The organism is Sphingomonas sp. P2_B6 (genome assembly GCF_056404755.1).
On record NZ_JBFUDK010000018.1, the window covers coordinates 32,669 to 55,699 of the forward strand.

Annotated in this window: 21 protein-coding genes; 9 read left to right on the top strand and 12 right to left on the bottom strand. The window is 60.9% G+C overall.

Annotated features, from left to right (window positions below; genetic code table 11):
- Positions 1–196: 196 nt before the first annotated feature.
- From queC to AC1DX5_RS20475, 7 genes are read right to left on the bottom strand one after another with little or no spacing between them, the layout of a single operon-like run.
- On the bottom strand, positions 197–901 hold the full coding sequence (gene queC / locus AC1DX5_RS20445) for a 7-cyano-7-deazaguanine synthase QueC (RefSeq protein ID WP_478017119.1): 705 nt from the start codon (positions 899–901) through the stop codon (positions 197–199).
- Positions 898–1,272 carry a 6-carboxytetrahydropterin synthase gene (locus tag AC1DX5_RS20450; RefSeq protein WP_478017120.1) on the bottom strand — a complete coding sequence of 125 codons (375 nt, stop codon included), beginning with the start codon at positions 1,270–1,272 and terminating at the stop codon, positions 898–900. The genes queC and AC1DX5_RS20450 overlap by 4 nt, the downstream gene beginning before the upstream one ends.
- Positions 1,272–1,904 carry a 7-carboxy-7-deazaguanine synthase gene (queE, locus tag AC1DX5_RS20455; protein WP_478017123.1) on the bottom strand — a complete coding sequence of 211 codons (633 nt, stop codon included), beginning with the start codon at positions 1,902–1,904 and terminating at the stop codon, positions 1,272–1,274. The genes AC1DX5_RS20450 and queE overlap by 1 nt, the downstream gene beginning before the upstream one ends.
- Positions 1,901–2,989 carry a DGQHR domain-containing protein DpdB gene (gene dbpB / locus AC1DX5_RS20460; protein ID WP_478017125.1) on the bottom strand — a complete coding sequence of 363 codons (1,089 nt, stop codon included), beginning with the start codon at positions 2,987–2,989 and terminating at the stop codon, positions 1,901–1,903. The genes queE and dbpB (AC1DX5_RS20460) overlap by 4 nt, the downstream gene beginning before the upstream one ends.
- Complete coding sequence (dpdA, locus tag AC1DX5_RS20465; protein WP_478017127.1) at positions 2,952–4,283, bottom strand: tRNA-guanine transglycosylase DpdA; 1,332 nt, start codon at positions 4,281–4,283, stop codon at positions 2,952–2,954. The genes dbpB (AC1DX5_RS20460) and dpdA overlap by 38 nt, the downstream gene beginning before the upstream one ends.
- Entirely contained in the window at positions 4,280–5,401 is a 1,122-nt protein-coding gene (dbpB, locus tag AC1DX5_RS20470; RefSeq protein ID WP_478017130.1) for a DGQHR domain-containing protein DpdB, read from the bottom strand. Before dbpB (AC1DX5_RS20470) ends, dpdA begins: the two co-directional genes overlap by 4 nt.
- Positions 5,398–6,321, bottom strand: a complete 924-nt coding sequence (locus tag AC1DX5_RS20475) for a hypothetical protein (RefSeq protein ID WP_478017133.1) — start codon at positions 6,319–6,321, stop codon at positions 5,398–5,400. Before AC1DX5_RS20475 ends, dbpB (AC1DX5_RS20470) begins: the two co-directional genes overlap by 4 nt.
- Positions 6,322–6,583: 262 nt before the next feature.
- On the opposite strand from AC1DX5_RS20475, the gene AC1DX5_RS20480 reads away from it, so the two are divergent.
- Both AC1DX5_RS20480 and AC1DX5_RS20485 read left to right on the top strand, forming a co-directional pair.
- Positions 6,584–7,480, top strand: a complete 897-nt coding sequence (locus AC1DX5_RS20480) for an HNH endonuclease (protein ID WP_478017135.1) — start codon at positions 6,584–6,586, stop codon at positions 7,478–7,480.
- Complete coding sequence (locus tag AC1DX5_RS20485; protein ID WP_478017137.1) at positions 7,473–8,666, top strand: DGQHR domain-containing protein; 1,194 nt, start codon at positions 7,473–7,475, stop codon at positions 8,664–8,666. Before AC1DX5_RS20480 ends, AC1DX5_RS20485 begins: the two co-directional genes overlap by 8 nt.
- Positions 8,667–8,719: 53 nt before the next feature.
- Here the strand turns inward: AC1DX5_RS20485 and AC1DX5_RS20490 are convergent, their stop codons facing one another.
- The 3 genes from AC1DX5_RS20490 to AC1DX5_RS20500 form a co-directional block, all read right to left on the bottom strand.
- Entirely contained in the window at positions 8,720–9,781 is a 1,062-nt protein-coding gene (locus AC1DX5_RS20490; RefSeq protein WP_478017139.1) for a phospholipase D family protein, read from the bottom strand.
- Between the two features lie 174 nt (positions 9,782–9,955).
- Positions 9,956–11,668, bottom strand: coding sequence for a hypothetical protein (locus AC1DX5_RS20495; protein WP_478017141.1), 1,713 nt, complete (start codon positions 11,666–11,668; stop codon positions 9,956–9,958).
- A gap of 226 nt (positions 11,669–11,894) precedes the next feature.
- Positions 11,895–12,116, bottom strand: a complete 222-nt coding sequence (locus AC1DX5_RS20500; protein ID WP_478017143.1) for a hypothetical protein — start codon at positions 12,114–12,116, stop codon at positions 11,895–11,897.
- An 86-nt stretch (positions 12,117–12,202) separates the two neighbouring features.
- On the opposite strand from AC1DX5_RS20500, the gene AC1DX5_RS20505 reads away from it, so the two are divergent.
- Positions 12,203–12,886 (top strand): DUF2635 domain-containing protein, encoded by a 684-nt coding sequence (locus AC1DX5_RS20505; protein WP_478017145.1) that lies wholly within the window; start codon positions 12,203–12,205, stop codon positions 12,884–12,886.
- 453 nt (positions 12,887–13,339) lie between these two features.
- Here AC1DX5_RS20505 and AC1DX5_RS20510 read toward each other — a convergent pair whose 3' ends face one another.
- Entirely contained in the window at positions 13,340–14,404 is a 1,065-nt protein-coding gene (locus tag AC1DX5_RS20510; protein ID WP_478017147.1) for a hypothetical protein, read from the bottom strand.
- Positions 14,405–14,852: 448 nt separating this feature from the next.
- Positions 14,853–15,353: a hypothetical protein gene (locus AC1DX5_RS20515; protein ID WP_478017149.1), complete on the bottom strand. Its 501-nt coding sequence runs from the start codon at positions 15,351–15,353 to the stop codon at positions 14,853–14,855.
- Positions 15,354–15,404: 51 nt separating this feature from the next.
- Here AC1DX5_RS20515 and AC1DX5_RS20520 point away from each other — a divergent pair, with 51 nt between their 5' ends.
- The 6 genes from AC1DX5_RS20520 (at position 15,405) to AC1DX5_RS20545 (ending at position 23,031) form a co-directional block, all read left to right on the top strand.
- Positions 15,405–16,304, top strand: coding sequence for a S1/P1 nuclease (locus tag AC1DX5_RS20520; protein WP_478017197.1), 900 nt, complete (start codon positions 15,405–15,407; stop codon positions 16,302–16,304).
- A gap of 180 nt (positions 16,305–16,484) precedes the next feature.
- Positions 16,485–18,098 (top strand): dipeptide ABC transporter ATP-binding protein, encoded by a 1,614-nt coding sequence (locus AC1DX5_RS20525; RefSeq protein WP_478017150.1) that lies wholly within the window; start codon positions 16,485–16,487, stop codon positions 18,096–18,098.
- A gap of 115 nt (positions 18,099–18,213) precedes the next feature.
- Positions 18,214–19,377, top strand: coding sequence for a radical SAM protein (locus tag AC1DX5_RS20530; protein ID WP_478017152.1), 1,164 nt, complete (start codon positions 18,214–18,216; stop codon positions 19,375–19,377).
- A 226-nt stretch (positions 19,378–19,603) separates the two neighbouring features.
- The gene (locus AC1DX5_RS20535; RefSeq protein WP_478017154.1) at positions 19,604–21,226 is read left to right on the top strand and encodes an ABC transporter substrate-binding protein; all 1,623 of its coding nucleotides are present in this window, start codon (positions 19,604–19,606) and stop codon (positions 21,224–21,226) included.
- Positions 21,216–22,220 (top strand): ABC transporter permease, encoded by a 1,005-nt coding sequence (locus AC1DX5_RS20540; RefSeq protein WP_478017156.1) that lies wholly within the window; start codon positions 21,216–21,218, stop codon positions 22,218–22,220. The genes AC1DX5_RS20535 and AC1DX5_RS20540 overlap by 11 nt, the downstream gene beginning before the upstream one ends.
- Positions 22,207–23,031 carry an ABC transporter permease gene (locus AC1DX5_RS20545; RefSeq protein ID WP_478017158.1) on the top strand — a complete coding sequence of 275 codons (825 nt, stop codon included), beginning with the start codon at positions 22,207–22,209 and terminating at the stop codon, positions 23,029–23,031. Before AC1DX5_RS20540 ends, AC1DX5_RS20545 begins: the two co-directional genes overlap by 14 nt.

Sequence of the window (23,031 nt, forward strand, 5' to 3'; positions counted from 1 at the left end):
ATCCTCGCCACGCTTTTCCTCCGTGCACCGCACGAATCGGTCCTATCGTCTCCCGGACGCCCAATCATGCATTCCCCCTGCGCCGCTTGTTTGTCGCGTTTCGCGGTGTGAAGCAACGCAGATTGATACAGGAATTCTATCTAAGGTCTGGAAATCTCACAGGTACAACCAAAATGAACTTATTGTCGCTTCAAGCTCACTGCTTGTCTTGAAAATGGTGCCACCCGCTCGATCTAAGCTCACAAGCCGGACAATCGCCGCAGCCATAGCCCCAGTCGTGAAGAGCATCATGCTGGCCAACGTAGCAAGTGTGGGTGCCGGTGCGGATCAGCTCGACCAACCTTTCCCCGCCCAACGTCTGGGCAAGGGTCCAAGTCTGCGCCTTGTCGATCCACATCAGCGGGGTATGGACGACAGAACGACTGCCGATGCCGAGGTTGAGTGTCACCTGAAGCGACTTCAGCGTGTCGTCGCGACAGTCTGGATAACCCGAATAGTCGGTCTCACACATGCCACCGACGAGATGGCGCAATTCCCGCCGCGACGCGAGTGCCGCCGCGAGCGTGAAGAACATGAGATTGCGCCCCGGCACGAAGGTGTTGGGCAAGCCATCTGCGCGAAGGGCGATCTCGGCATCGCGCGTAAGCGCGGTCTCGCTAACCTGCCCCAGCACCGAAAGGTCGAGCATATGATCGGGACCGAGGCGATTGCGCCATTCCGGGTTGAGGTCGACCAATCGTGTGCGAAATTCGTCTCGACACTGTAGTTCGACCCGATGGCGTTGGCCATAATCGAACCCAACGGTTTCGACGGTCTCAAACCGATCGAGCGCCCAGGCGAGGCACGTCGCGCTGTCCTGCCCTCCCGAAAAGAGAACCAGCGCGCCGGTATCCCCGATCATGCCGAAATCTCCTCGCCCCAATAGGAACAAGCTTCCCCACTGCTGTCACGGTAAACACTGACTTTGAACAGGTTACCGACGACCGAATTCAACCGGTCCCAGATCCAGCGGCACAGGTTCTCCATCGTCGCAGGCCCGAGATCGTTGATCTCGTCGAGGAAACGATGATCGAGCGCATCGCGGGCATCTTCCATCGATCGTTCGAGCAAACCGAGATCGACGACCATGCCGGTCAAGGGATCGGGCCGACCCCGAACCGTCACCTCAGCCCGATAACTATGGCCGTGGATGCGTCGGCTGGACTCGGTGTTGATCGAGCGGTCGAGCGTGTGCGCGGCGTCGAAGCGAAACTGTTTGCTGAGCTCGAACATCAGCGGATTCCGATCATCTTGTGCGACTGGAGGGAGAGCCGCCAGTGCGGGTTGTCGGTGCAGTAAGTGATCGCTGCCTCGAGGTTGGCTGCAGCGGTCGGCGAATCCATTGGTTGTAGAAAGAAATGCTCGAATGCGAGATGCTCGAAACGGTCGGGCAACGCATTTTCCTGTGGATAGACCAGCTTCAATTCATGCCCAGCGCGCAGGACCAATTCGGCATCCGCTTTCGGGCTGACGCAGATCCAATCGATTCCCTCGGGCGCTTCCTGTGTTCCGTTCGTCTCTACGCCGATTTCGAAATCGCGGGCATGCAGCGCGTCGACCAGCGCGGCATCGACCTGCAACAAGGGTTCGCCGCCGGTGAGCACGACGTAGCGCTTCACTCGCGATCCCGCCCATTCGGCTTCGATCGCGTCCGCCAAGGCATCGGCATCGGCGAACCGGCCGCCGCCCGTGCCGTCCAAACCGACGAAATCGGTGTCGCAAAAGGTGCATACCGATGACGCGCGATCAACCTCTCGACCTGACCAGAGGTTACAGCCTGCGAAGCGGCAGAACACCGCGGCGCGGCCCATCTGAGCCCCCTCACCCTGCAGCGTTTTGAATATTTCCTTCACGGCATAGCTCATGACACTTCAACCGTCGGCTCGAGCAGCGGCACAGGCGCAGCCTTGGATTTCCGGCGCAGGTCGGTTTTCACGAAACCGATGAGGTAGTGCTTCAGCAAGGCAATATCGCGGTTCACATTTTGCAAGCTGTTCCACCGTCTCACCTCGCCACCGATATGCCAGTCGCCGTCCGTCCAAGCTGTCTTGCCCTTGAGGCAGGCAAGGCCTTCGCGGAAGTCCTCCACGCTGCGCGCGCCACCGCGCTGCGCCAGCACTTCCATGACGTCGCCGAGCGCCTGGATGCCGGCTCCATGCAGCAGTCGCGACGTCGCCGGCTTCTGGCCATGCCAAGCCTCTGGCCAGGTTTGTTTGACCGCCTCGAAGAAATTGGAGACAAGCCGGACGCAACGTTCGACACCCTTTGGGCTCCGGATCAACTCGCGCATCACGCCATTGTTGAGTGATTCCATGATGATCTTCTGCATCAGCGTGTCGGCGATTATGCCCTCTGGCTGGGTGTGCTGTTTGATATACCCCTTAAGCGCGGTATTCTCGAAGTTTAGCCGTGCGGTCAGGTCGGATGCCACCGAACGCCGCCCTAGCCGCGGAGGTAAGTCATCGACGGTGGGCAAGAGTTCATAGATCAAGGATTTCGGTAGCGGCCTCGTGTTGTTGATCAGCACAAACTGGCGGCGCAACTCCGCCTCGTCCGGGCATATCAGCGCAGAGACGAAAATCTGGAAGTCACGGTCGATTGCGGCAAGCGCCGTCAGCCGTTGCTGTCCGTCAACGACGAGACCAGGCGCGCCAGCGCTCATGTCGATAGACAATCTGACGACACCGTTTCCAACCTCTTCGACGGCAGCTCGGTCGATAAAAGCCACGACGATAGGATTGGGGAGAACCGAATTTGGCTTTTCGAGATAGTCCCGAATCTCGCGAATATGCGCAGCAACTTGCGACCGTTGAAAGCCAGTAAGGTTGCCCAGCGCATCGCGACTGATGCCCTCGATCGAAGCGAAGCGAAGGACGTCTGCGGCGCTCGCCGCGAAGCTGAGTACGGTATGCTCACTGCTCTGCTGTGCACAGACGGCGAGGTAGGTCATCGGTTCGGTTAACGGCACGCTTCAAATCCAGTCGTTCGATATGGTCGTGGTAGACCGCGAGATTGTGAATCCCGCGACGCTTGTTGCGGTTACTCCCGCGAAAGATGATTACATCGATCCCCGCGTCCCGGCAGATGTTGCAGGCACATTGCTTCCATGGCCGCTCGGCGAGCGTCACCCGGTAGCGTTGGGCCAGCGTGGCTAAAGCCGCGCTGTTTTCGCAGGCCTCATAAGGCTTCTCCTCAACGAGCGGCGCGCTGTAAACAAGCACATTGTGCAGCGTCTCTTCGAGATCCGCGTCGCCGCGATCAAAAGCACGTAGGGATCCCAAGGCGAGTGCCTCGAGGCGGAGCAGATCCTGTGCGCGGAACATCCCCTTTTTGACACTGCGTTGAAGTTTGGGGTTCTCGATCGCCTGCGGCACGCGGATCGATGTGTAATACCGTAAGGTCAGCCCGTCGCCTGGCAGGTAATAATTTTGCTTTGCGTCCTTGAACGCCCTGATCAGCGGCGAGGTCGTGTCGAAGCTGGCAATGTCGTACCCGTGGAAGCTGTCGATATCGTCAGCCTTGGCAAAGCCGAGGATATGCAGGCGTGTCGAGGCCGGGACAGCGTCACGGATCGCCTGTAGGCACATTTTGATATCGGGCGATTTGAGCGGGACCATCCCGCCGAGCGCGAGATAGTCGTACCCCATCCTAACCAAGCGACGGGCGGCCTCCGCCATGCTGCCGGGAGACCAGCCCTGCACGACACCCATTGGGGTGAACCCTGAGTCGGTTGCCAGCGTCTCACGTCGAAACGCATCGGCATTCTCAAGAGTGATCTCGAAGCGCGCCCTGGCGTCATCACTGCCCCCGTCCAAGCCGACGCCGCCAGCATCAAAATCGAAGATTATATGATCGACCGAGCAACCGTGCGTGAATCCGCACTCGTCATAGAATTCGACCATTTCGGCTGGCGTGTACGGCGGACGATCTTCCTGCACGTAAGTGAAGGCACCGCAGTCCCCAAAAATCGCGAGTTCTGAAAATTCAGGCTTATCGAGCCGCAGGAATTTCCGAGCGCCAACCAGATGGAAGCGGCGTGCCTGGCTCGCGGTATATTTGCCCTTCACCCGGTGATCACCAATGATGCCGCGCGAGACCAGGACGCCATCATAAGGTGCGTAGCCAAGGATCTCGTGCGGGTAGGCATCGTCCCAGTAGGGCTGGCGCTCGGCGGGACTTCGATCAGCGATGAAATCGAACGCGGGATCGACATAATCGAGGCTGTCGGCGAAAATGAATTTCACGATGCGCCTCGCGCAAGGTCGCGTTCGACCCGCATCAGATGGTCGCTGAGCTTCGTAATATGCTGCGGGGTCGACTGAATTTCATTCCAGTCCAGCCCCAAGCCATCCCAGGTCCCGCTCGTCCAATAACAGTACGGTGCCAGTCGCTTCAGCATCGCACGAACGGCCGCAGGCTTATCGGGCGCGGCATCGGCCCGCAGCATGATGGTGTCCATCAAGGTGCCCATTGCGCGGATGCCCGCCGAGTGCATCAAACGGCTCTCCGTCGCAGGCTTGCCCCACGCATCGCTAAACGCGTCGCGAACGGCCGACCAATAGAGGACCAGCGCATCGTACATCGCTTCGGTGTCGTTGCCGTCGCCGTTACGCTTGAACTGACCAAGGGCACCGGCGGGTGTCTTGAGACTCGCCTTCATTGTCTCGATCAGTGCGCTGTCGGTGACGATAGCCGCGCGGTCTTTTGCATCAGACTCACGCTTGATCAGTTGGAAAAAGGGCGAGGAAGGGTCGGTATTCAAAGCCTCGCACAAAGCGCTCGGCAACTGCCTGGCAGCAAGATCGCGCGGCAGCAACACACTGACCTCAGGAAGTAACTCGTTGATCAGACGTGTGGGTAGAGGTCGCGCCTTGTTCACTAATATGAATTGCTCGCGCTGGGTCGCGAGCGCATCGGACACAAAGCCGATCACCGGAACCGCGATCGTCGGATCTTTTGCCGCCGCGAGCGCGAGAGACCGTTGCTGCCCATCCACAATCCACGCCGCGCGACGACCCTCGGGGTAAACCGGGATCGAAAGCGTTCCGGCGTCGCCAACCTCGCACATATTTCCCGGCGAACGTCCCCTCGCCGACGCGAACTCGACCTCAGGCGACATCGCCAGAATGATCGCATTTGGGAAAAGGACCGGTCCGCTGTCGAGAAAAGCGGTAATTTCAGCAACGTGATCGCGAATCTCGCGACGCTGAAATCCTTTCAGCTCCTGATCGTCGCGTCGGATCCGGCTGATATCGGCGATCCGATTGACGTCGGCACCGTACAGGAAGAAGGCGAACACGCTTGTCCCCCCGCCCTGTTCGGTCCGGACAGCTCGAATTCTGAGATATTCGCGTCCCGTCATACGCGTTCCTCACGGACGATCCGCGCAAGGCCGGCGAATCGTCCCTGCTCGCAGGCGACTCCAAGGTCGTCGCGGAATCGCCGCAACAATCGTGAAGTGCTTCCCCGATCAGCATCCCAGTGAGTGCGAATCAGATTGAGGATTGCAGGATCATCGTGCCGCAGGCGATCGGCCTTGGCCGGCAGTCGCCACTTCTCCATCGCGGCCATAATCGCCGTGGCGTGCTCGGTGGCAGATCGATCATCTCGGGCGTGGAGTATGTTATCGGAAAAGTGCCGGAGTGCGCGCCCGGCAAAATCGCTGCGCGTTCCGCGGATCACGCTGTCCGGTCCGTCCAGCCGATCATCATAGGGCATGATGAACGGGCGGAGAGCAGGCGGCACGCGTTCGACCGGCGCGCGTGTGAAAAGCCGCAAACGCGATAGGTCGGTTTGGGAAAGCGAGACCAGGTCACGCGCGATCATGTCGATATAGGCTTCGGACAACGCCAGGAGAATGAGTCCCCCTATCTCCCCGACAACATCCTGGAGAGCCACGGCAAAAGGTGACAGGTCAGTGACGAGCGCCCACCATTCTGCGACACCGAATGAACCGGCCGCCCGGGAGTCGATACTGTCATCCGCACCGGTGAGAATGGTGCATCCATAAGGCGGTATTAGTGTCGAGCCGTCGATCAGGCCCAACCCCGCAGAAACAACCATGAGGTGAGCATCAAGCGCCTCGGCGGATAGCACCGCTTCCCGAAAGCCCCGCCCCCGGTACACGTCGAGCGCACGATATCGCGGTTCCGTCGCTTTTAGCCGGGCCGCCCAATCGGCAGCCAGTTCAGTCAGGTGCGCACTCGGAAGCGCTCCCATATGAAGGTCGTCCGCGATCAATTTGCGCTTGCGGCTTGTGCATGAGGTGATCACGAGCGTCACGATATGCATCTCTCATTCGTCATTTGATTCGCATTAATCGCGAGCTGCGCCCGCCTGTGATATCGACATTAATTCCGAAAATCACTTTCGACTAGGGCGCATTTAATGTAATGCCACTGCGTCGTGAGTGCGGCAAATATGTGGACAGGCGCTTGTGGCAATGCGACCGCAGCGGTAGACGGTCGCGAGCGCCGGATGGGTATATCCTCCGTGCGCCGGGGGACGCATGATTGCTTTCAGGGCAAGCGGAAGGCGGTGTTAATTGGAGCCGAGCCGGATCGACCTACGACGGACCTACGCTTTTCAGGACGACGCCGAGGAAAAGAAGCAAGACTGGGGCCCGCGGCTCTGGGCCCTGATCAGTTCCCTGATCGCGTTCGAACCGCCGGCACTGTTGGTTGATCGTGACGACTACACCTTTGTCCGAGACCGGATGGTCAGCTACATTCAAGCTCGCCTGGTCACGCGTGCGCGTCAGATCGACGATGTCATGGCGAGTTTTCCGGAAGGCGCGCGACAAGACGCGTTGGCGGACATGGTCGAGGAAATTCTGGCGCTGAGCGAGCAGCAGCGACAAGAGATAGCATGGCTACTCTCGCGCATAAGCGCTCGCATTCGGCGGGAGGGCGCCGTCCTGACAACGAACCAACGGCGGACCATAGAGGCCTTCGCCACGGCTAACGCGCACCGATGCTATATTTGTGGCCGAGCGATGCATTATGCGGGCGCTCCACATCCCGAGGCAGAGATCGAAAACGCAAGACGTGCGTTCGAACTCGATCATATCTTCCCGCAAAAACGAGGTGGCAGCAGATCCCGGGTAAATCTTGCTGGATGCTGCGAGTCTTGTAACAAATACAAGGATGTGTTGCTGTCGTACGCCGACGCGTCTCTTGAGACGCTTATCACCTCCTCAACAAGCAGCGCGAGCGTGGTACGCATCTTCAACCGGAGGGCGCAATTTCTGATCATGTGGCGGCAGCGCGGCGAGTGCGCACGCTGCTCTGTCCCATTCTACGAGGCGCCGGATGAACGCTTGTTCCTGCTGAGGAGAGACAGGTCCGACGCCTATCATTTTCTTAATGTCGAGGTGGCCTGCTGCACCTGCGGCGACGCGCTCGAAGGCTCCGGCGATGAAGGGATAAAGATACGTGATTAGCTACACCGGCATCCTCGTCGAACAGTGTCCCGGCGCACAGGTGAAGTTCCTCGTGTTCGTCGCCGATGCTCAGGACATCGTCGCTTGGGCGGAAGCCGACAATATCAAGCTCGACCGCGGAAATGTGCAGCGGCAACTTGTCGAGTCGCGGTGGCGGCAGATCAAGAAGTTCTTCAAAGCCTCTCCCAACAATGTGATTCCGACGAGCGTGACGATTGCGCTGGACGAATCCGTACCCGAAGTCGCGGCTGTCGATGCGCTTGGCGACGATCCCGGCTATGCGCTGACGGAAGTCGGTGAAGGGATGACGCGAATCACCTTTGACCCGCAAAAAGTGAAGGGGGCGGCGTTCATCATCGACGGTCAACACCGACTGAAGGGGATGTCCACCTTGGAATTTCCGGTAAAGGTCCCGGTGTGCCTCTTCCTGTCTCTGCCCAAGGTGGAGCGGGCGTTCCAATTCGTAACGATCAACAACAAGTCGCACAAAGTACCGACCGGTAACCTGAAGGCGCTACTGGCGAACTTCGAGCAGATTGAAGCCAATCTGCGTCAGCGCCTGACGCAAGCATCGATCACTGCTCCATTATACTCGACCGCGGTGGACGTCCTCAACGAGGATCCGGAGAGCCCCTTCCACAAGCTGGTCGATTGGGTGAACAATCGCTTTGATGACGCCGCCCCGCTCGTGCCCCCAACGGCTCTGGAGAATTCGTTGCGCGCCATCGTCCGCGCGTTCCCGGAGACACGCGACGATGAATCGGATGCCCTCTCGGTTCTGTATGCCATCTGGCGGGCTGTGTTCGCCCAATATGGTATCACTTACCTGACGGCTGCCGGCTATCCGAACCTGATATTGAAAGCGACGATCCAGACCATCTCCGAGATGGTCGTCGACAAACTCAAATCTGACTTTGATCCCGCCTTCTCGAACGAGCCTGTCATGGCGGACAACGGAGACAAGGCGGGCGTAACCGCTTCAAATCTTGTCCAAGGCATTCCCGCAGAATTCTGGCAGGAGCCGTGGACGATGAAGAGCCTCGATACGTCAGCGGGTCGCGCACTGATCCAGGAGGGCATTCGCGAACTGAAACGAATTGTGCGTCAAAGCGACGGCGATGCGCTGCCAGACCACTGGCAGCAGCGTTTGCGACTATTCCAGACGGCGACCGATCTCGAGGATTGAGCCTGGCTATGTGATGTCTTGCTGAGTACGAGCGCAATCCGACGCCGCGCCCCTTACTCGTCCCGAAGTCCGCCCAGCAAAGCCACGAGACTGTCGCCATTCTCGCAAAGGCGATGACCGGGGTCTCCAAGCCTGTCAGCTGTGGGGCTGATGTGGTCGAACACCCTTTCCAGCAGCCTCGCGTCAGCCCGTGCCATGGTCTGCAGACTTGCTGGCAATCCGAGCTCTCGACGCAAATCGCCGCGCTTCGACACAAAAACTGTCCAACTGTCGCGCTCGATCGCAACCTCATCGATGCGCTCGTACAGCCAGTAGGACAAGCCGCCCCGCTCTCCTTGGTAAGCGCAGATGAAGACCTTTGGCCATGCGCGGGCGTCCGCATCCGGCCACCCTGTAAACAGATTGCGATGATCCCACGCTTTGAGCTGGCGCCGCTTTTGCTGACTCAAGACTTTGGTCGGTCTTTCATCGTCCAGCGCGATCAGCAGTTGCGCCGCTTCCGTGACGTCGTCGGGTGAAGCCTGTCCCGAGGAAAATACGAAGCCGACGCCGCGATAGGCTGATGGGTTTGCGACGACAGCGTGGAGGAGCGACGCGGGATCAGCGGTACCGAGGCCGGAGAGGTGCCCGCCCCCTTTCGGCCTTTTCGCCCAATTCCTCTCCGCCTCTTTCAAGGCCTTCGGCCCCAGGGCCTTCGCCTTCCCAGACAATTCTTCGAACCAGGCGCTGATCTCCGTATAGGCCTTGCTTTTTGAGGCGTGGAAGGTCCCAACTTCTGTCAGATGGGCAACTTCCAGGAAACCGATACCGCGGTTCGAGGCGTTTGCGGAGCAGATGATGGCCCCTCGATCCGAGATATAGACCTTTGCATGCAGGCCCTTCACATGCTGCAGTTTGCTGTTGGTTGGCGCGCCGAGTTTTTTGAGTTCGGCCGGGTTGGTGCCGCCCATCGAGATATCGCAGATGATCCGCGCGCGCTGGGCGGCCGACTTTGCCGGGAAGAGCGCCTTTTTCGCGCCGTCTCCCCAGAACGCGACAGCACATCTGACGTCGCCACCGCTCAGCAGGGAGGTGATTGCCGGCCCCAGTTGCTTGTCATCCAGAAACCGCGCCATCCTGCCCCCTCCACCGTCCTTGCTGCTCGGCACTCCCAAATGCCGTATCGATTCCAGTCGCTAGTTGCCCGGCAAATCCCTGACACAGGCGCGATCGCGTGTCATCGCCGCGCGGCATTCATCAATTGGCACAGATGTTCGCGGCCGCCCTCACACTGACGCCGCCGCGGCGAGCTACAAACTGGCATGCAGACACGCCCGACACTCGGCGAGAAATGCCTTGCTGAAGGATATCCCGCTAGCAGATCCGTCGCCAAAATCGAAAAAATGCGGGGTGATGCCCAAATCCCGCACGGCGCGGAGCACGTCCTCATGCGGCGCGCGCGGCAACAGCAAAATCGGTTTGAGCCCCGCTGCGGTGGGAAGGAGCTTGGGATAGAGATGCAACTGGCCAACACCGCCATGGATATCGCCGGCCGATATGCCGGTCTTGATCTCGACCAGCAGGCGCATGCTGGCATTCGCCCCGATCAACGCATCGACCTGGAAACCCTGACGATGCTTGCGCGTCTTGCACACGGCGATGCCTTCGGGGGCAAGGAGTTGCTTGAGCCTCAGCCAGACCATCCCCTGGCGTCGCTTGATCTCCTGCCCCTCGATCGGCCCTCGTGGTCCGGTGAAGTAGCTTTCGCCCGATTCTTCCGAATTGTCGAAATCATCGCCTGGTATAGACAGAGCCTCGTCCCAGCCGCGCACCCTCGCACAGGCTTCCACAAATGCGGCCGTGGCCTCGCGAATGCGGGCAGGCGATGCGTCGAGCGAGGCAACTCGATACCAGGTCCGTCCGGCAGCCAATCCGGTGTCGTCCACAGCGACCGGGCGCAGGCCGCTTTTCGAGCCGAATTCAGGTTCGCGAATAAGAGCGCCGCTTCTGGTTCGAAGCTGACCCTGGTGCAGGAGGTAGTGGCGCCCATCATCATCGACCGCGATGGCTGAAGACGGGTTGAAGTCGCTCGATACCTGAGGCTCGTTCAATTGCACCGCCCAGCGTTTGCCGGCGGGATCGTCTCCAACGTCGCATTTGAGCGTGGCCGCCGAGGCGGATCCCGGTCTGAGGACGAGCCTGCAGTCCGGAAGCCACCGTAAACGCCCTTGCGTGATGGCCGCCTCGAGCATGGCCGACCGCCAGACCTCGAACCAGCGCCGGAGTTCGGCCTGGTCGTCGAGCCGTCGCATAGCTTGTGCGGTGAGGCGCATTCTTCTCGCGACCTCGGCATATCCAACTTCGAACCGAGCGATCGAATCGATGCTCCAGTCGACAAGTTGTTCGAGCGACATGGCGACACCTTGCTCGGCAGGCAGCAGCGCGACAAAGGGAGTCCGCCCATAATCATCGTCGAGCATGGCGAGGTAACGGCTGCGCCACGGTTCCTTCGGTCCGGCGGTGTCGATCTTCACGTTGAACGTGCCGTCACCATCGATGCCGACCGTGTAGCAAAGCTGTTCGGGCGCTTGCGGGTTTGGCCAGATCCGCGACCAATTATACCGCCAGAACCAGGTTCCCCGGTTAAGCGGCGCCTTCACCGTGTTTGTGCGCCCGGATGGGAATCTGCGACGCTTGAGTTCCTCGGCCCAACGCTCCGTGGCGCGGTACGCCTCTTTGAGGGACTGGTAACCCGCCTGCTGCTTCGGCGTCTTCAACCAGCGCTGGCCGCCCAAATCGCGGAGCAGACGAAAGTGCTCGAGCCGAAAGCCGCTATCCATCGCCGACCAATCGATGAAGCCGAGGCGCGTGTCCAGATGCGCCGGCCAACCCCTGCTCTTGACCGGGCCGCGTCCTGCCCGCATCCGCGCTGGATGAATGATGATGTCCGCAAGCTGATCGAGCGGCTGGCCCCCACGCCCGTTTGCGATAGCTGCATCGCCGACCGGCTCGCGCTGGCGCATGAGCAGGATGCGAGCATTGCCGCTAGCGAACTGGCGGGCACGAGCCAGTTCGAGCGTCGCCGTGACAGCTGCGGACTCTGCGCGACGGTGAAACTGAGCACGCGGCGGGTTTGACCTGCACGCGCGCTGTGCGCGCTTGCCGCTTCAGCGTTCGACCCGCACAAGGGTATCGATCGAATTCGGGAAGACCGCACCATGCCCGGTTTGGCATGATGCGGCCTCCTCATCAGGCCGGACCGAAACCCGGCGTCCCGCCAATGGCGGCAAGCCGGTCGAGGATCATCTCGCTCTGGATGATCCGAACCGTCCGTTCGGGATCGAACTCGCCTTTCGAACCATAGGTCCCGAAACGGGCCGCCTGTGCTTCGGTTGCGGCGATCCAACTGAGCCGATGATGGATGAAGGCGAGCCAGAAATTGAGCAGGCGTTCGCGGTTGATGTTCTTCATGTGATAATCTCCTTACCAGACGCCCGTCGAAATGACGGGTCGGGTTATTTATCGTCGGAGATTCGATCGCTGCCGGGGATGAGAAAATGAAGCTGGTGATGACGGCAACGCCCGCGGGGAAACGCGCGTACCGGCAGCGTAGGCGCGGGTCGCTGGCCCAGGCGACCGAGGCGCTACGCGCGCGGTACGATCACGCGACCGCCGGGCGCCGGCGGCAATTTGAGCGCACCGGCCTCGATCCGCTGTTTGCCGCGACCGGGGACCCGCTCGTGCTCGAGGATCGCGCCAGGGCCATGCAGGTCTATGGCCCGCTCGACGCGAAACGCCCCTCGGTTGTCCTCCGGAAGGTCCATGCGGAATCCTGGGGCGACGACCTGGACAGCCTTGTCAGCATGGGCAGTCACTATCAGGCGCGCGGCCGGTCAGCACTGCATGCCGCCGGCGAGGCTGTGGCGCTCGGGGCGGAGCGCGGCGCGTGGCTCGGTCTGCACGCCGCCGTATCGTTCGATCACGCAGTGGAACGGGTGCGCAAGGCGCTCCTTCGGGAGCGCCATGATCGCCTTGCCCCCCCGCATCCGCCGGGCTGGACCGGCGCCTATATGGAGGTGCGCCCTGCTCCCGGGATCCTTGTCCATCTGCTGGCGGCGCCGCCACGGACGGTGATGCCGGAAGGCGGCGCGCTTGTGCGTGACGATTCCTTCTGGCGTCGCCGCCTCCAGGACGGTGATGTGATCAGGATCGGGGACGCGGAGAAGATTACCCAACGATAGGGTCGAGAAAGCGGCCAGGCATCGCCCGTGACGACGGTTCGTCACGGGAGAGTGCGTAATGGTCTGGGTCGAGCTTCATACGTTATGGTGTCATCTGGCGGCGCATGCCGATCAGGGCGCGGTCCTGCTGCTGATCCGCATGGCGTTCGGCATGGTTTCGATGCGCCGATCAAGGCCGCTGCTTGCGCCAACGCTGACAACCAACCGGCCAGCGCTCCCTCGTCAATATTGTCGCCGTCGCAATGCGAGGCGTCGGGATCGCCGCCAATGACCTGGCTGGTCCAGCGACGTTCCTGCGAACGCTCGCCACGCCCAGCGAGCGAGGATCAAGCGCGCCCGCGCGGATCGTGCGTGTCGAGCTGAGCATCGACACCAGCGTCTCGCTCGGAATGAGAATATCGCACACCCGGTCTCGCCGGCGTGTGGCCAATATTCGGCAACGGTCTCGTACAATCACGGCTTAGGATAGAGTGGGCCAATTTTGCTGCCGCGATATCCCATGCCGATGGCCTCGGTACCACGTCTCAGTAAGACGTCCACTTCGTAGATACCGTGAAAACCGAGCGGCTTGTTGTCACCCGTCGAAATCTGCGCACGTATATAACCTATCGCGAGCAGGTCCTGCACATCGTCAGTAAAGATATCCGGACTGCTCTTGAGGAGCGATTGCCAGAGGTAAAGGCTGGCACGAAAATCCTGGAGCGAGTAAAGTTTGTGATGAGGGGTCGTCGCGGACGTGAAAACCTCGCACTTCGCCGCCCAACTCCCGATGTCATCAAGTAGCGCTGTTGGTGTCGGGAGGTCGCTCCGTAATTTCTGTACGTGCGGAACCCAAACGCCGGCAAAACCGCCATTGTAAATCAGCACATCGTAAAACGACGTCAGGAGGGGAAGTGTGACAGGCGCCGATGACCCGCGATCGCGCTGCCACGCGCGCGCATATTGCCAAGCGCTGTTCATATCACGATCGGTCAACGCTCGCTGTGCCGCTATCACGCCAGGCGACGACAACCATGTGGACAAATCCTGGTATAGCGACTGGCGAATTCCGCTGTTGAGCGGATCCTGCGGCGTGGCGTGTGTCCACGATGCGATAATCGCGTCACGTTTGGAGGGGCTATGCTTAAGGTCGTAAAGGTCGGTCCTAATCGAAACCGGCGCCGCGAGAATGTCCGCGTCCGTCACTTTGGCCAGAAGTGAGGTATAGAGAGACCCGGTGCCATGGTTCCACTGGCTGATGCCGATAGAAATCGTGTCTAAAGAAGAGATTGCGCCATAGCCGGCCTTCAAACCAGTCTCATATTGCGAAACAATCTCACGAGCCGCATCGGCAAGCGCAACAGGCGCAGCCTCTGCCGCAAAAGCCTTGCGATCGGGATCAATCGATCTCGCGGGATCCAGAGGCGGTCGAACGCCCTGCGGACTCACGGCCGGACAATTTGGTGTAGCCGCGACCGCGCTTGGAATGGCGGCGACCGAGGAGAGGAGAAGCAACATAGCATGCAACGCACATTTCATCGCGCCCTCCACTCTCCTTTCAGACAAGCAAGGGTATATGATTGAAACAAGATGTCGAGAGCGATTGAAGTCCAACTCCATATATTTCCGACAGTGCTTCCAACGGCGGCGTGGTCACCATTCGCCTGTAGACGGCATCGAAATGAAGCGGGGTTGCCTGCCTGAAACACTTCCCGGTCATTCCCGCTATAGCAAAGCGCTCGCACGTTCGGATGCAAGGCAGCCACTATCATCACATAGCGCGGCATCCAGCCGATAGATGCTGGCCGAGAACTGGATGCCAATCTAACCCACACCCTTACGGTCAATCGTTATCTGCACATGACAGGCATTGCCGCTCCGAAGGTTTGAATATATCTTGGGAGGCGCCAGACAAGTGCGCATGCGTACTTCGAACCATATTGGATGAAATGCAAACCCAGGAGGAATTATGAGAGCGTCACCTTTATTATTTTTCCTGACAACATGGTGTTTCGCTGCTGCGATTGCGCCAAACTCTGCGGCAGCCCAAACAACGTACAAAGTCGATGGCGTGGCGGCCATCGCCGCCGGATCGATAAATCCGCCCAACCCTGTCGACGGGTGCAATCGTGCAAAGCAAGATGTCGTTACGAAGGCAGCCAATGCCGGCTTTCACGGCAGCGTGACGTGGGAACATCTCAGCACTGACAGCGACTGCCGCCTCCAAACCCAAGGTGCCAGAGGCGCGGGATATTTCTATATATTTACCGCCACGGGTACCTTCGAACAGTAGCGTGACCTTCGGCAAAAGACTGACGTTGCGCACACATGCTGCGTGAGTTGCGGCGATGTCCCGAAGGCTCGATGCCTCCGGATTCCCGCAATCTGCATGCCGCACTCCCCGGAACGGTGGCACGGTGTCGAGCAAAAGATGCTGGGCCACCGCCAGCAGGTTTAGGCACGTCTGGCGCCGTATCATGAAGCGCATCTGGGGTCTTTGACACTTGCATCGATGGCCATCTGCTCGAACAGTCGGGCAATGACATCCCGACCAATCCTCCTCGCGGCGTGCCTTGTCGCCGCGCTCTCACCCGCGCCGTGCTTTGCCTGGGGCAGCGAAGGCCATATACTCGTGGCCGCGATCGCGCGGAGCCGCCTGCGACCGGAGACGGTTGCGAAGATCGATGCCATTCTTGCTCAGGACAAGGATCAGAGCACGCCCTCCGATATGCTCTCGCGGTCTTATTGGGCTGATGTCTGGCGCGACCATGGGCACCGTGAGACGGCCCTGTGGCATTATGCCGATATCGAACTCGATCATCCAGACTATGATGCGGCCTGCTACGGACATCCAGCCAGCGCCCAGCCGGCAAGCGCCGGCCCGGCGGAAGCCTGTATCGTTGACCGAGCACGAGCGTTCACCAGGGAACTCGGTGATTCTGCCACCGCACCGGCGGAGCGCATTCTCGCGCTGAAATATGTGCTGCACTTCGTCGGCGACATGCATCAGCCGCTGCATATGGCAGACAATCACGATCACGGCGGAAATTGTATCGCGCTCGCCATGGGTGGCCCGCGCACCGTCAATCTCCACAGCTATTGGGACAGCGTCGTGGTGGGCGAACTGGGAAGGGACGCACGCGCGATCCTGACCCGTTTGACCAGCGACATCACGCAGGAGCGCGCCGCCAAATGGTCCGAGGGCGATTTCGCGTCATGGGGAAAGGAAACGAATGCCGTCGCCGTGACGGTCGCCTATTCCTTCCACACGGCGCCCCGATGCGAACGTGATGTCGCGCCCATTACGCTGCCTGCGGGATACGACATGCGCGCGCAGGCGGCGGTGGCAACGCAACTGGAGCGTGGCGGAGTCCGGCTTGCGGTCGCCCTTGAAAAGGCGCTGGGTCCACTCAGCCTGGCGCAACTGACAGCGCCTTAGCCATTGCCGTCGCCCCGACGCGTCGCAATGCCGGCGCTCTTCCAGATGCCTGGCAGCCGGCCTCACGCCACCGCTGTGGGACGCTGATCGTCGCTGCGGCGCCACGCCATCCACTTCGGGTTCGGGCTGGCGTGCCGCCATGGACCGGTCTAGCCTTGCCCCGTGCCGGAAGCTCCCGCCTTGCAGATCGACACGCTTGGCGTCGACTTTCCTCGCGACGCGCGGTCGACCGTGCGCCTCATTGACGGAATTTCTTTCTCGGTCGAGCCTGGCAAGGTCCTCGGCATCGTCGGCGAGTCTGGCAGCGGAAAGACCCTCACGGCGCTGGCAATCATTGGTCTTCTGCCACCTCCGCTAAGGGTGACACAGGAATCGCGCGCCTGGCTCGGTGACATTGAGTTGCTTGATCTCGCACCCGACCAAATCAACGCGATCCGGGGACGGCGGATCGGGATGGTTTTTCAGGATGCCGGAGCGCATCTCAACCCGGTACGCACCATCGGCCAGCATCTGGTTGAGCCTCTTCAACAACATCTCGGGCTCGACCGCGCTACGGCCAGGACGCGGGCTGCCGCCTTGCTGTCGGAAGTCGGGATCGCCGACGCGCACGCCTTGCTCGCTGCCTTCCCTCACGAATTGTCCGGCGGTCAGCAGCAACGCGTGATGATCGCCCTCGCTCTTGCCTGTGATCCGGAGATTATCATCGCCGACGAGCCCACCAGCGCACTCGATGCCGGTCTGCAACAGGATATCGTCGGCCATCTGCGCGCACTTCGGCAAAGCCGGGGCGTGACGCTGGTGCTTATCTCGCATGATTTGCCGCTGGTCGGGCAACTGGCCGATGACATCATCGTGCTGCGTCGTGGCATCGTGGTGGAGCGCGGTCCAGCCGCTGCGATCCTCGCAGCGCCCGATCACGACTATACACAGCAATTGTTGAACGCTCGGCGAGCGCTGGAAGCACCGAAAAAGGTCGCGCGGCGCGAGCCCATGGAAGCAAGCGCGCCTCTCATCGAGGCGATTTCCCTGGGCAAGCAGTTTTCGCGCCGTTCGGCATTCGTGGATTCTGCAGCGATGAACGCGGTCCAGGATGTATCCCTCACCATCCGGCGCGGCGAAACGGTGGCCCTTGTCGGTCCGTCGGGATCCGGAAAGTCGACGCTCGGGCTGCTGCTGGCAGGGCTGCTGGAACCGAGCGCGGGAACGGTCCAGTTGGCTGGTCAGGACATTTCCGGATTTTCCCGCGCAGAACGCCTTTCCATGCGCCGCCGGGTCCAGTTGATCTTTCAGGATCCGTACCGCGCTCTCAACCCGCGGGCGACGGTGCGAAGCATGCTCGTCGAGGCAATGCGGATTCATGCCATCGGCCAGGACGATCGTCAAAGGGAAGCGCGAGCCCTGCAGTTGCTCGAACGTGTAGGTCTGGACCACGATGTGCTCGATCGGCTGCCGGCAGCGTTCTCCGGCGGCCAGCGTCAGCGTATTTCCATCGCGCGTTGCCTCAGCCTCGACCCGGATCTCCTCATCTGTGATGAGTGCCTGTCAGCACTCGACACCGTCAACCAGATGGCGATCCTGGACCTGCTGGCAAGCCTTCAGGCCGAACGCGGCATGAGCTATTTGTTCATTGCCCACGACCTCGCGGTCGTCAGATCGATAGCCGATCAAGTCGTCGTGATGGATCAGGGCCGGATCGTGGAGAAGCAGGCGACTGACCTCTTCTTCGAGGCTCCCAGCCATCCGCGCGCCAAATTGCTCGTTGCGGCTGCGGCTCACAATCTCGCAGCTTTGTGATGTCGGCTCACATCCATTTGTGAGAATTCCGGGGATTGTCGCGACCGCGCCGTCGCCTTTGCCTCACGACACGGGATGCACGTGATTGGCACGATGGATGCAAGACGCTCGCTCGATGATGACCTCGGCCTTACACCAGAGCCCGCGAACCGCGGCCCGGACACCCATCGCCCGCTGGCAGGCGGCGTTGGGCGCGCGCGTCGGCGACGCTGCCGATCAACTGCGCCAGGCGTATCGCGAAACCTGGCCGACCCAGGGCGAAATCATCTTCACCGGCGCCTGCGCGTTCCAGTGCGTGCACTGCATTTATCCGCCGACATTCGCCAAGCACAACCGCAGTCTCCCGGCAGATGCATGGAGCGCGATACTCGCTGATGTCGCCCATGGTCTCGGCATCAGCACTTTCGTCTATGGCGGACGCTCGGTGACCAAGGCCGGCATCGACCTTCTGTCACACTTGCGTCACTCACTTCCCGCCGCGAAGATCGGCTTGATCGACAATGGCGTCTCGATGCTGCCGCTGCGAAACCGGTTGCGCGCGCTGAACGCGGACTGGATCGACGTATCGCTAGACGGCGAAGCGCAGGATCATGACCGGCAGCGCGGCGTGGCAGGCAGCTACCAACAAGGCGTCGACGGGGCCCGATGGCTGGCGGAACAGGGCGCGGCGCCTCGGATCAATATCCTGACCTGTCTGACGACGATCAACGCGAACTCCGTCATCCGCATGATCTCCGATCTGAACCGCCAGGGATTCAAGAATTTCCTCATCACGCCGATCACGACCATGCCGGGCAAAGGGCCATCGACAGATCTGCAGCTCGATGGTCGCGCGCTGTGTGCGTTCATCGCCGAACTGCGCGCGGTCCTGCACGAGTTTCAGGATGGCTGGATCGAACTGAGCCTGTTTTCCGCATGCTATGCGGCAGCGATTGTAGAACATGCACCCGAGCTTTGGGCCGCGTTTCAGGGTGAACGGGACTCGCTGGTCTGGCATGAACAGAGTGCGCAGGATGCCGCGTCGCAGTCCACGGACCTCTTCATTCGCTATTACCCGTCGTCGCTCACCGGCACCCGCGAGCTGATCATCAACACCAATGCGGACGTCATCCTGCCAAAGGCGATGGTGAACGAGCAGATCTCTCCGGAGCACGTGATGGGAAACCTGCTTCGGCAGAATGCGAAGGAAATCATCACGGGTTTTCCCGAGACGACTTGCTTCGACTTCTACATTGAGGAATTCAGGGAGGAACAGGCGATCCTCAGGAGACTTCAGTGATGGCAACGGCAAATAGTGGCTCGGTCGGACGCGGAAAGGCGTTCGCGCATCGGACCCGCGGGCTCACGCCAGCAGCGGGCCAGGATCCGGCGCTCATGAGCAGTGCGGGAACTTCAGAGATACGCCGCGACGCGGCACGTGAGAATGAGACTTTGCCACCGACCAACAGCTGAGCTTCTCGCAAAACTGCTGTTCGGCCGCGTGATACAGATGAGGAGAATCGAACATGACGCGGTCGACATTTCGAATGTGCGCGCTGGCGCTGGCAGCGACATTTGCCCTTGCATCCTGCACCGGAAAGGCGCCCCGAACCGACGCGCTGGTGGTCGGTATCGAAGCCGAGCCCGAGCGTCTTGACCCCCTGACGATCAAGAATCCCAAGACCTTTCTGATCGCCTGGCAAATCTATGAAGGTTTGCTGAGCCTCGACAAATCCGGCGAGGTGGCGCCTGGGCTTGCCGATCAATGGAGCACGACGGACAATCTGGTCTGGCGCTTCCATATCCGGTCGGGCGCCAGATTTCAGGATTCCGACCTGTTCGGTCCAGATCATAAGGGACGCAGCGTCACCGCGGGGGATGTGGTGGCAAGCTACACAGCCTTTTGCTCGGCGCGCGCCTATCCTGCGTTTCTGCTGACCGACACGCTCGACGGATGCGCCGCCTATAATGGCGGTAAAGCGACCTCGGTTTCCGGCCTTCGCGCGGTCGGCAACGACGTCGTCGAAATGCGATTGATCAAACCCGAACGCTTCTTCCTCAATCGCCTGACAACGGCGTGGATCGCCATCTTCCCCCAGGAAGCACTCGCCCCCGCCAACCGGGACCGCTGGGGCCTTGGACTCGCGGTGGGCACCGGACCGTTCCGCATGGTTTCGCACAGCGCGTCCCAGATCGTGATGGAGCGCAATCCCGACTATTGGGACCAGACAAAATCGGGGACGGTGAAGCAGCTCACCTTTCGCACGATCACCAATGACGAGGTGCGGCTGGGTGAACTCCGGCGCGGCGGTATCGACATGATGCTTGTGCCCAACGGCCTTTTGCCGGCGGTCTTCACCAAACAGGGAGGTCTGCAACCGGAACTCGCAACGTCGTTCCGTCAACAAAGCTTCGCGACCTTCAACAGCAACATGATCGGTTTCAATCTCGCCAAGCTGCCCGACGTGCATCTGCGCCGTGCGATCTCGCTCGGGATTGATCGACGGCAGATCGTCGATCAGCTCTTCCTCGGACATGCCGAGGTCGCCGGCGGACCGGTGCCGCCGGGCATGAGCGGCTATCATTCGCAAATCTCCGCCGCGCAGCTTTACAACCCGAAGCGCGCAGCCGCCGAACTCGCCCAGTCCGGCTATCACGGTGAACCAATCGAATTGCTCATCCACAACCAGGCGGCAAGCGAGCAGATCGGGCAATTGGTACAGGCTCAGCTCAAACCGCTCGGCATCGCTGTGGTTCTCAAGAAGGTCGACTTCGACAGCGCCATCGGGCGCATGGTCAAGGGCGATGATCCGGCCTTCAGCATGTTCCTCGACTATGTCTTCTCGTCGCCGGAACCGATCCTCGCCAATCTGTTCGATTCAGCGAAACGCCCTGCCCCCAATTTCTGGCAGTTCTCCAACCCTGCCATCGATGCTGATCTCCACAAGCTCGGCAGCATGGACCGCGCCAGCGCCCTTCACGAGTCCGCGCGGATCGAGGCTGCCATCATGACGCAGGCCCCGGCCGCCTTTCTGTTCAGACTCGATCAGGTCGCGCTGTATTCGAACCGGTTCGGGCCGGTATCCATCAACCCGCATGGTGCATTCGATTTTCGCACCCTCGCCGCGGCGAAGCCGGGTGAGCACTGACCGGACAGTTATGCCGCGCCCCGGCGCATCACCGGTGCGCCGGCGCGCGCGGCGCCTAGCCCGCTATGTCGCGGGGCGCCTCACCTATGCGATGACGATCACGCTTGGGGTGATCGCCCTGTCCTTCCTGCTGTTCCACGTCATACCCTCGGATCCGGCAAGGACCCAGCTTGGTGCCGCAGCGACCGAACAACAGGTCGCATCCTTGCGCCACCAGATGGGGCTCGATCAAACATTGCCCGTGCAGCTCCTGACCTATGGCAAGCGGATCGTCAGACTCGACCTTGGCCGATCGTTCGTTGACGATCGGCCGGTTGCCTGGGAACTCGCGGGCAAACTCACTACGACCGCAACGGTCGCCGCGATCGCGACGCTGTTCATCATGTGCCATGTCGCCCTGGTCTGCTGGGGCACCACCGTCGCGGGTGCCCGGCCAGCGATCTCGACGATCAACTTCGCGTTGACGATCGCGCCTACCATGGCCGTCGGCATTTTCCTGGCGCTGCTGGTGGCGCGCTATTACCCCTTCGCCAGCTTTTCCGGTGCGCCATCGAGTTGGCAGGACTGGCTGTTTCTGGTGCCGCCGGCGTTCGTTCTGGCAACATATCCGATGGGAATTCTGGGGTCGATCGCCCAGCGCCAGATCGAGGAGATCGACCGCGCCGCTTATGTCGTGGCCGCGCGAGCACGCGGGCTTGGTACCCTCAGCGTGTTGCGCTCACACGTCATGCCAAACGCCATGGTGCCGCTGCTGTCTGCCTTCGGGAACCAGCTGCCGCTCCTTCTGACCAGCGCGTTCATCGTCGAGATCATCTATTCAGTTCCAGGCCTTGGCATGTTGTTGCTCAAATCGGTGCTGGCCCGCGACCTCCCGATGCTCGAGGGTCTGGTTCTGTTATCGGCAGTGGTCACGATCATCGTGACCTTTGCCCTTGAGGCGCTTTACCCGATCCTCGATCCTCGCATTTCGGGAGTGTGGCATGCGCACGGGTGATGCCGCCCGCAATACGGTCATCGCGCTGGGGCTCGTCACCGCCGCTTGCCTCCTGCTTGCATTCGCAGCGCCGCAGGATCCGATCAATATTTCGATCAACGAGCGCCTGACCGCGCCGGACAGCGCGCACTGGCTCGGCTGTGACGAACTCGGGCGCGACATATTGAGCCGCGTCCTGGTGGGCGCCTCATATACGGTCGCGATCTCGGTGGCCGCCCTCCTGGCCTCGCTGACAATCGGCGCGGCTATCGGCGCCCTTGCGGGGTTTCACTACGGCCGCTGGCCCGACCGGGTGTTCCTGTGGCTGATCGATCTTTTTTCTTCGATCCCGTTCCTGCTGATCATGGCAGCGCTGCTGAGCGCGATCGGTCCGGGCGCGGCCAAAGCCTATCTCGTGCTTTCGCTCGTCATCTGGCCCGGGCCCGCGCGGATCGTCAGGGCCGAAGTGATCAAGATCGCGCCACTGCCCTTCATCACCGCCGAGCGCGCGATCGGATTGCCTGAATGGCGTATCCTGCTGGCCAAGATCCTGCCCAATTGCACCGACACCGCGGCGCTCTATGCAATCGCCTATCTGCCCGACATCGTCGCGCTCGAGGCCGCCCTGTCCTTTCTCGGTCTCGGCATCCAGCCTCCCCAGCCCGGCCTGGGCAAGATGATCTACGACGGCATGAACTATGTCAGTTCGGCCCCATGGATGTTGCTCGCCCCTGGCGCGATGCTGCTCGCCATAGTCGTCGCGGTGCGCCTCGTTGCTGTTTTGCTCGGCGCCAGGCCGATGAACGCTGATCACGCCGTGAGCGGAGTTTAG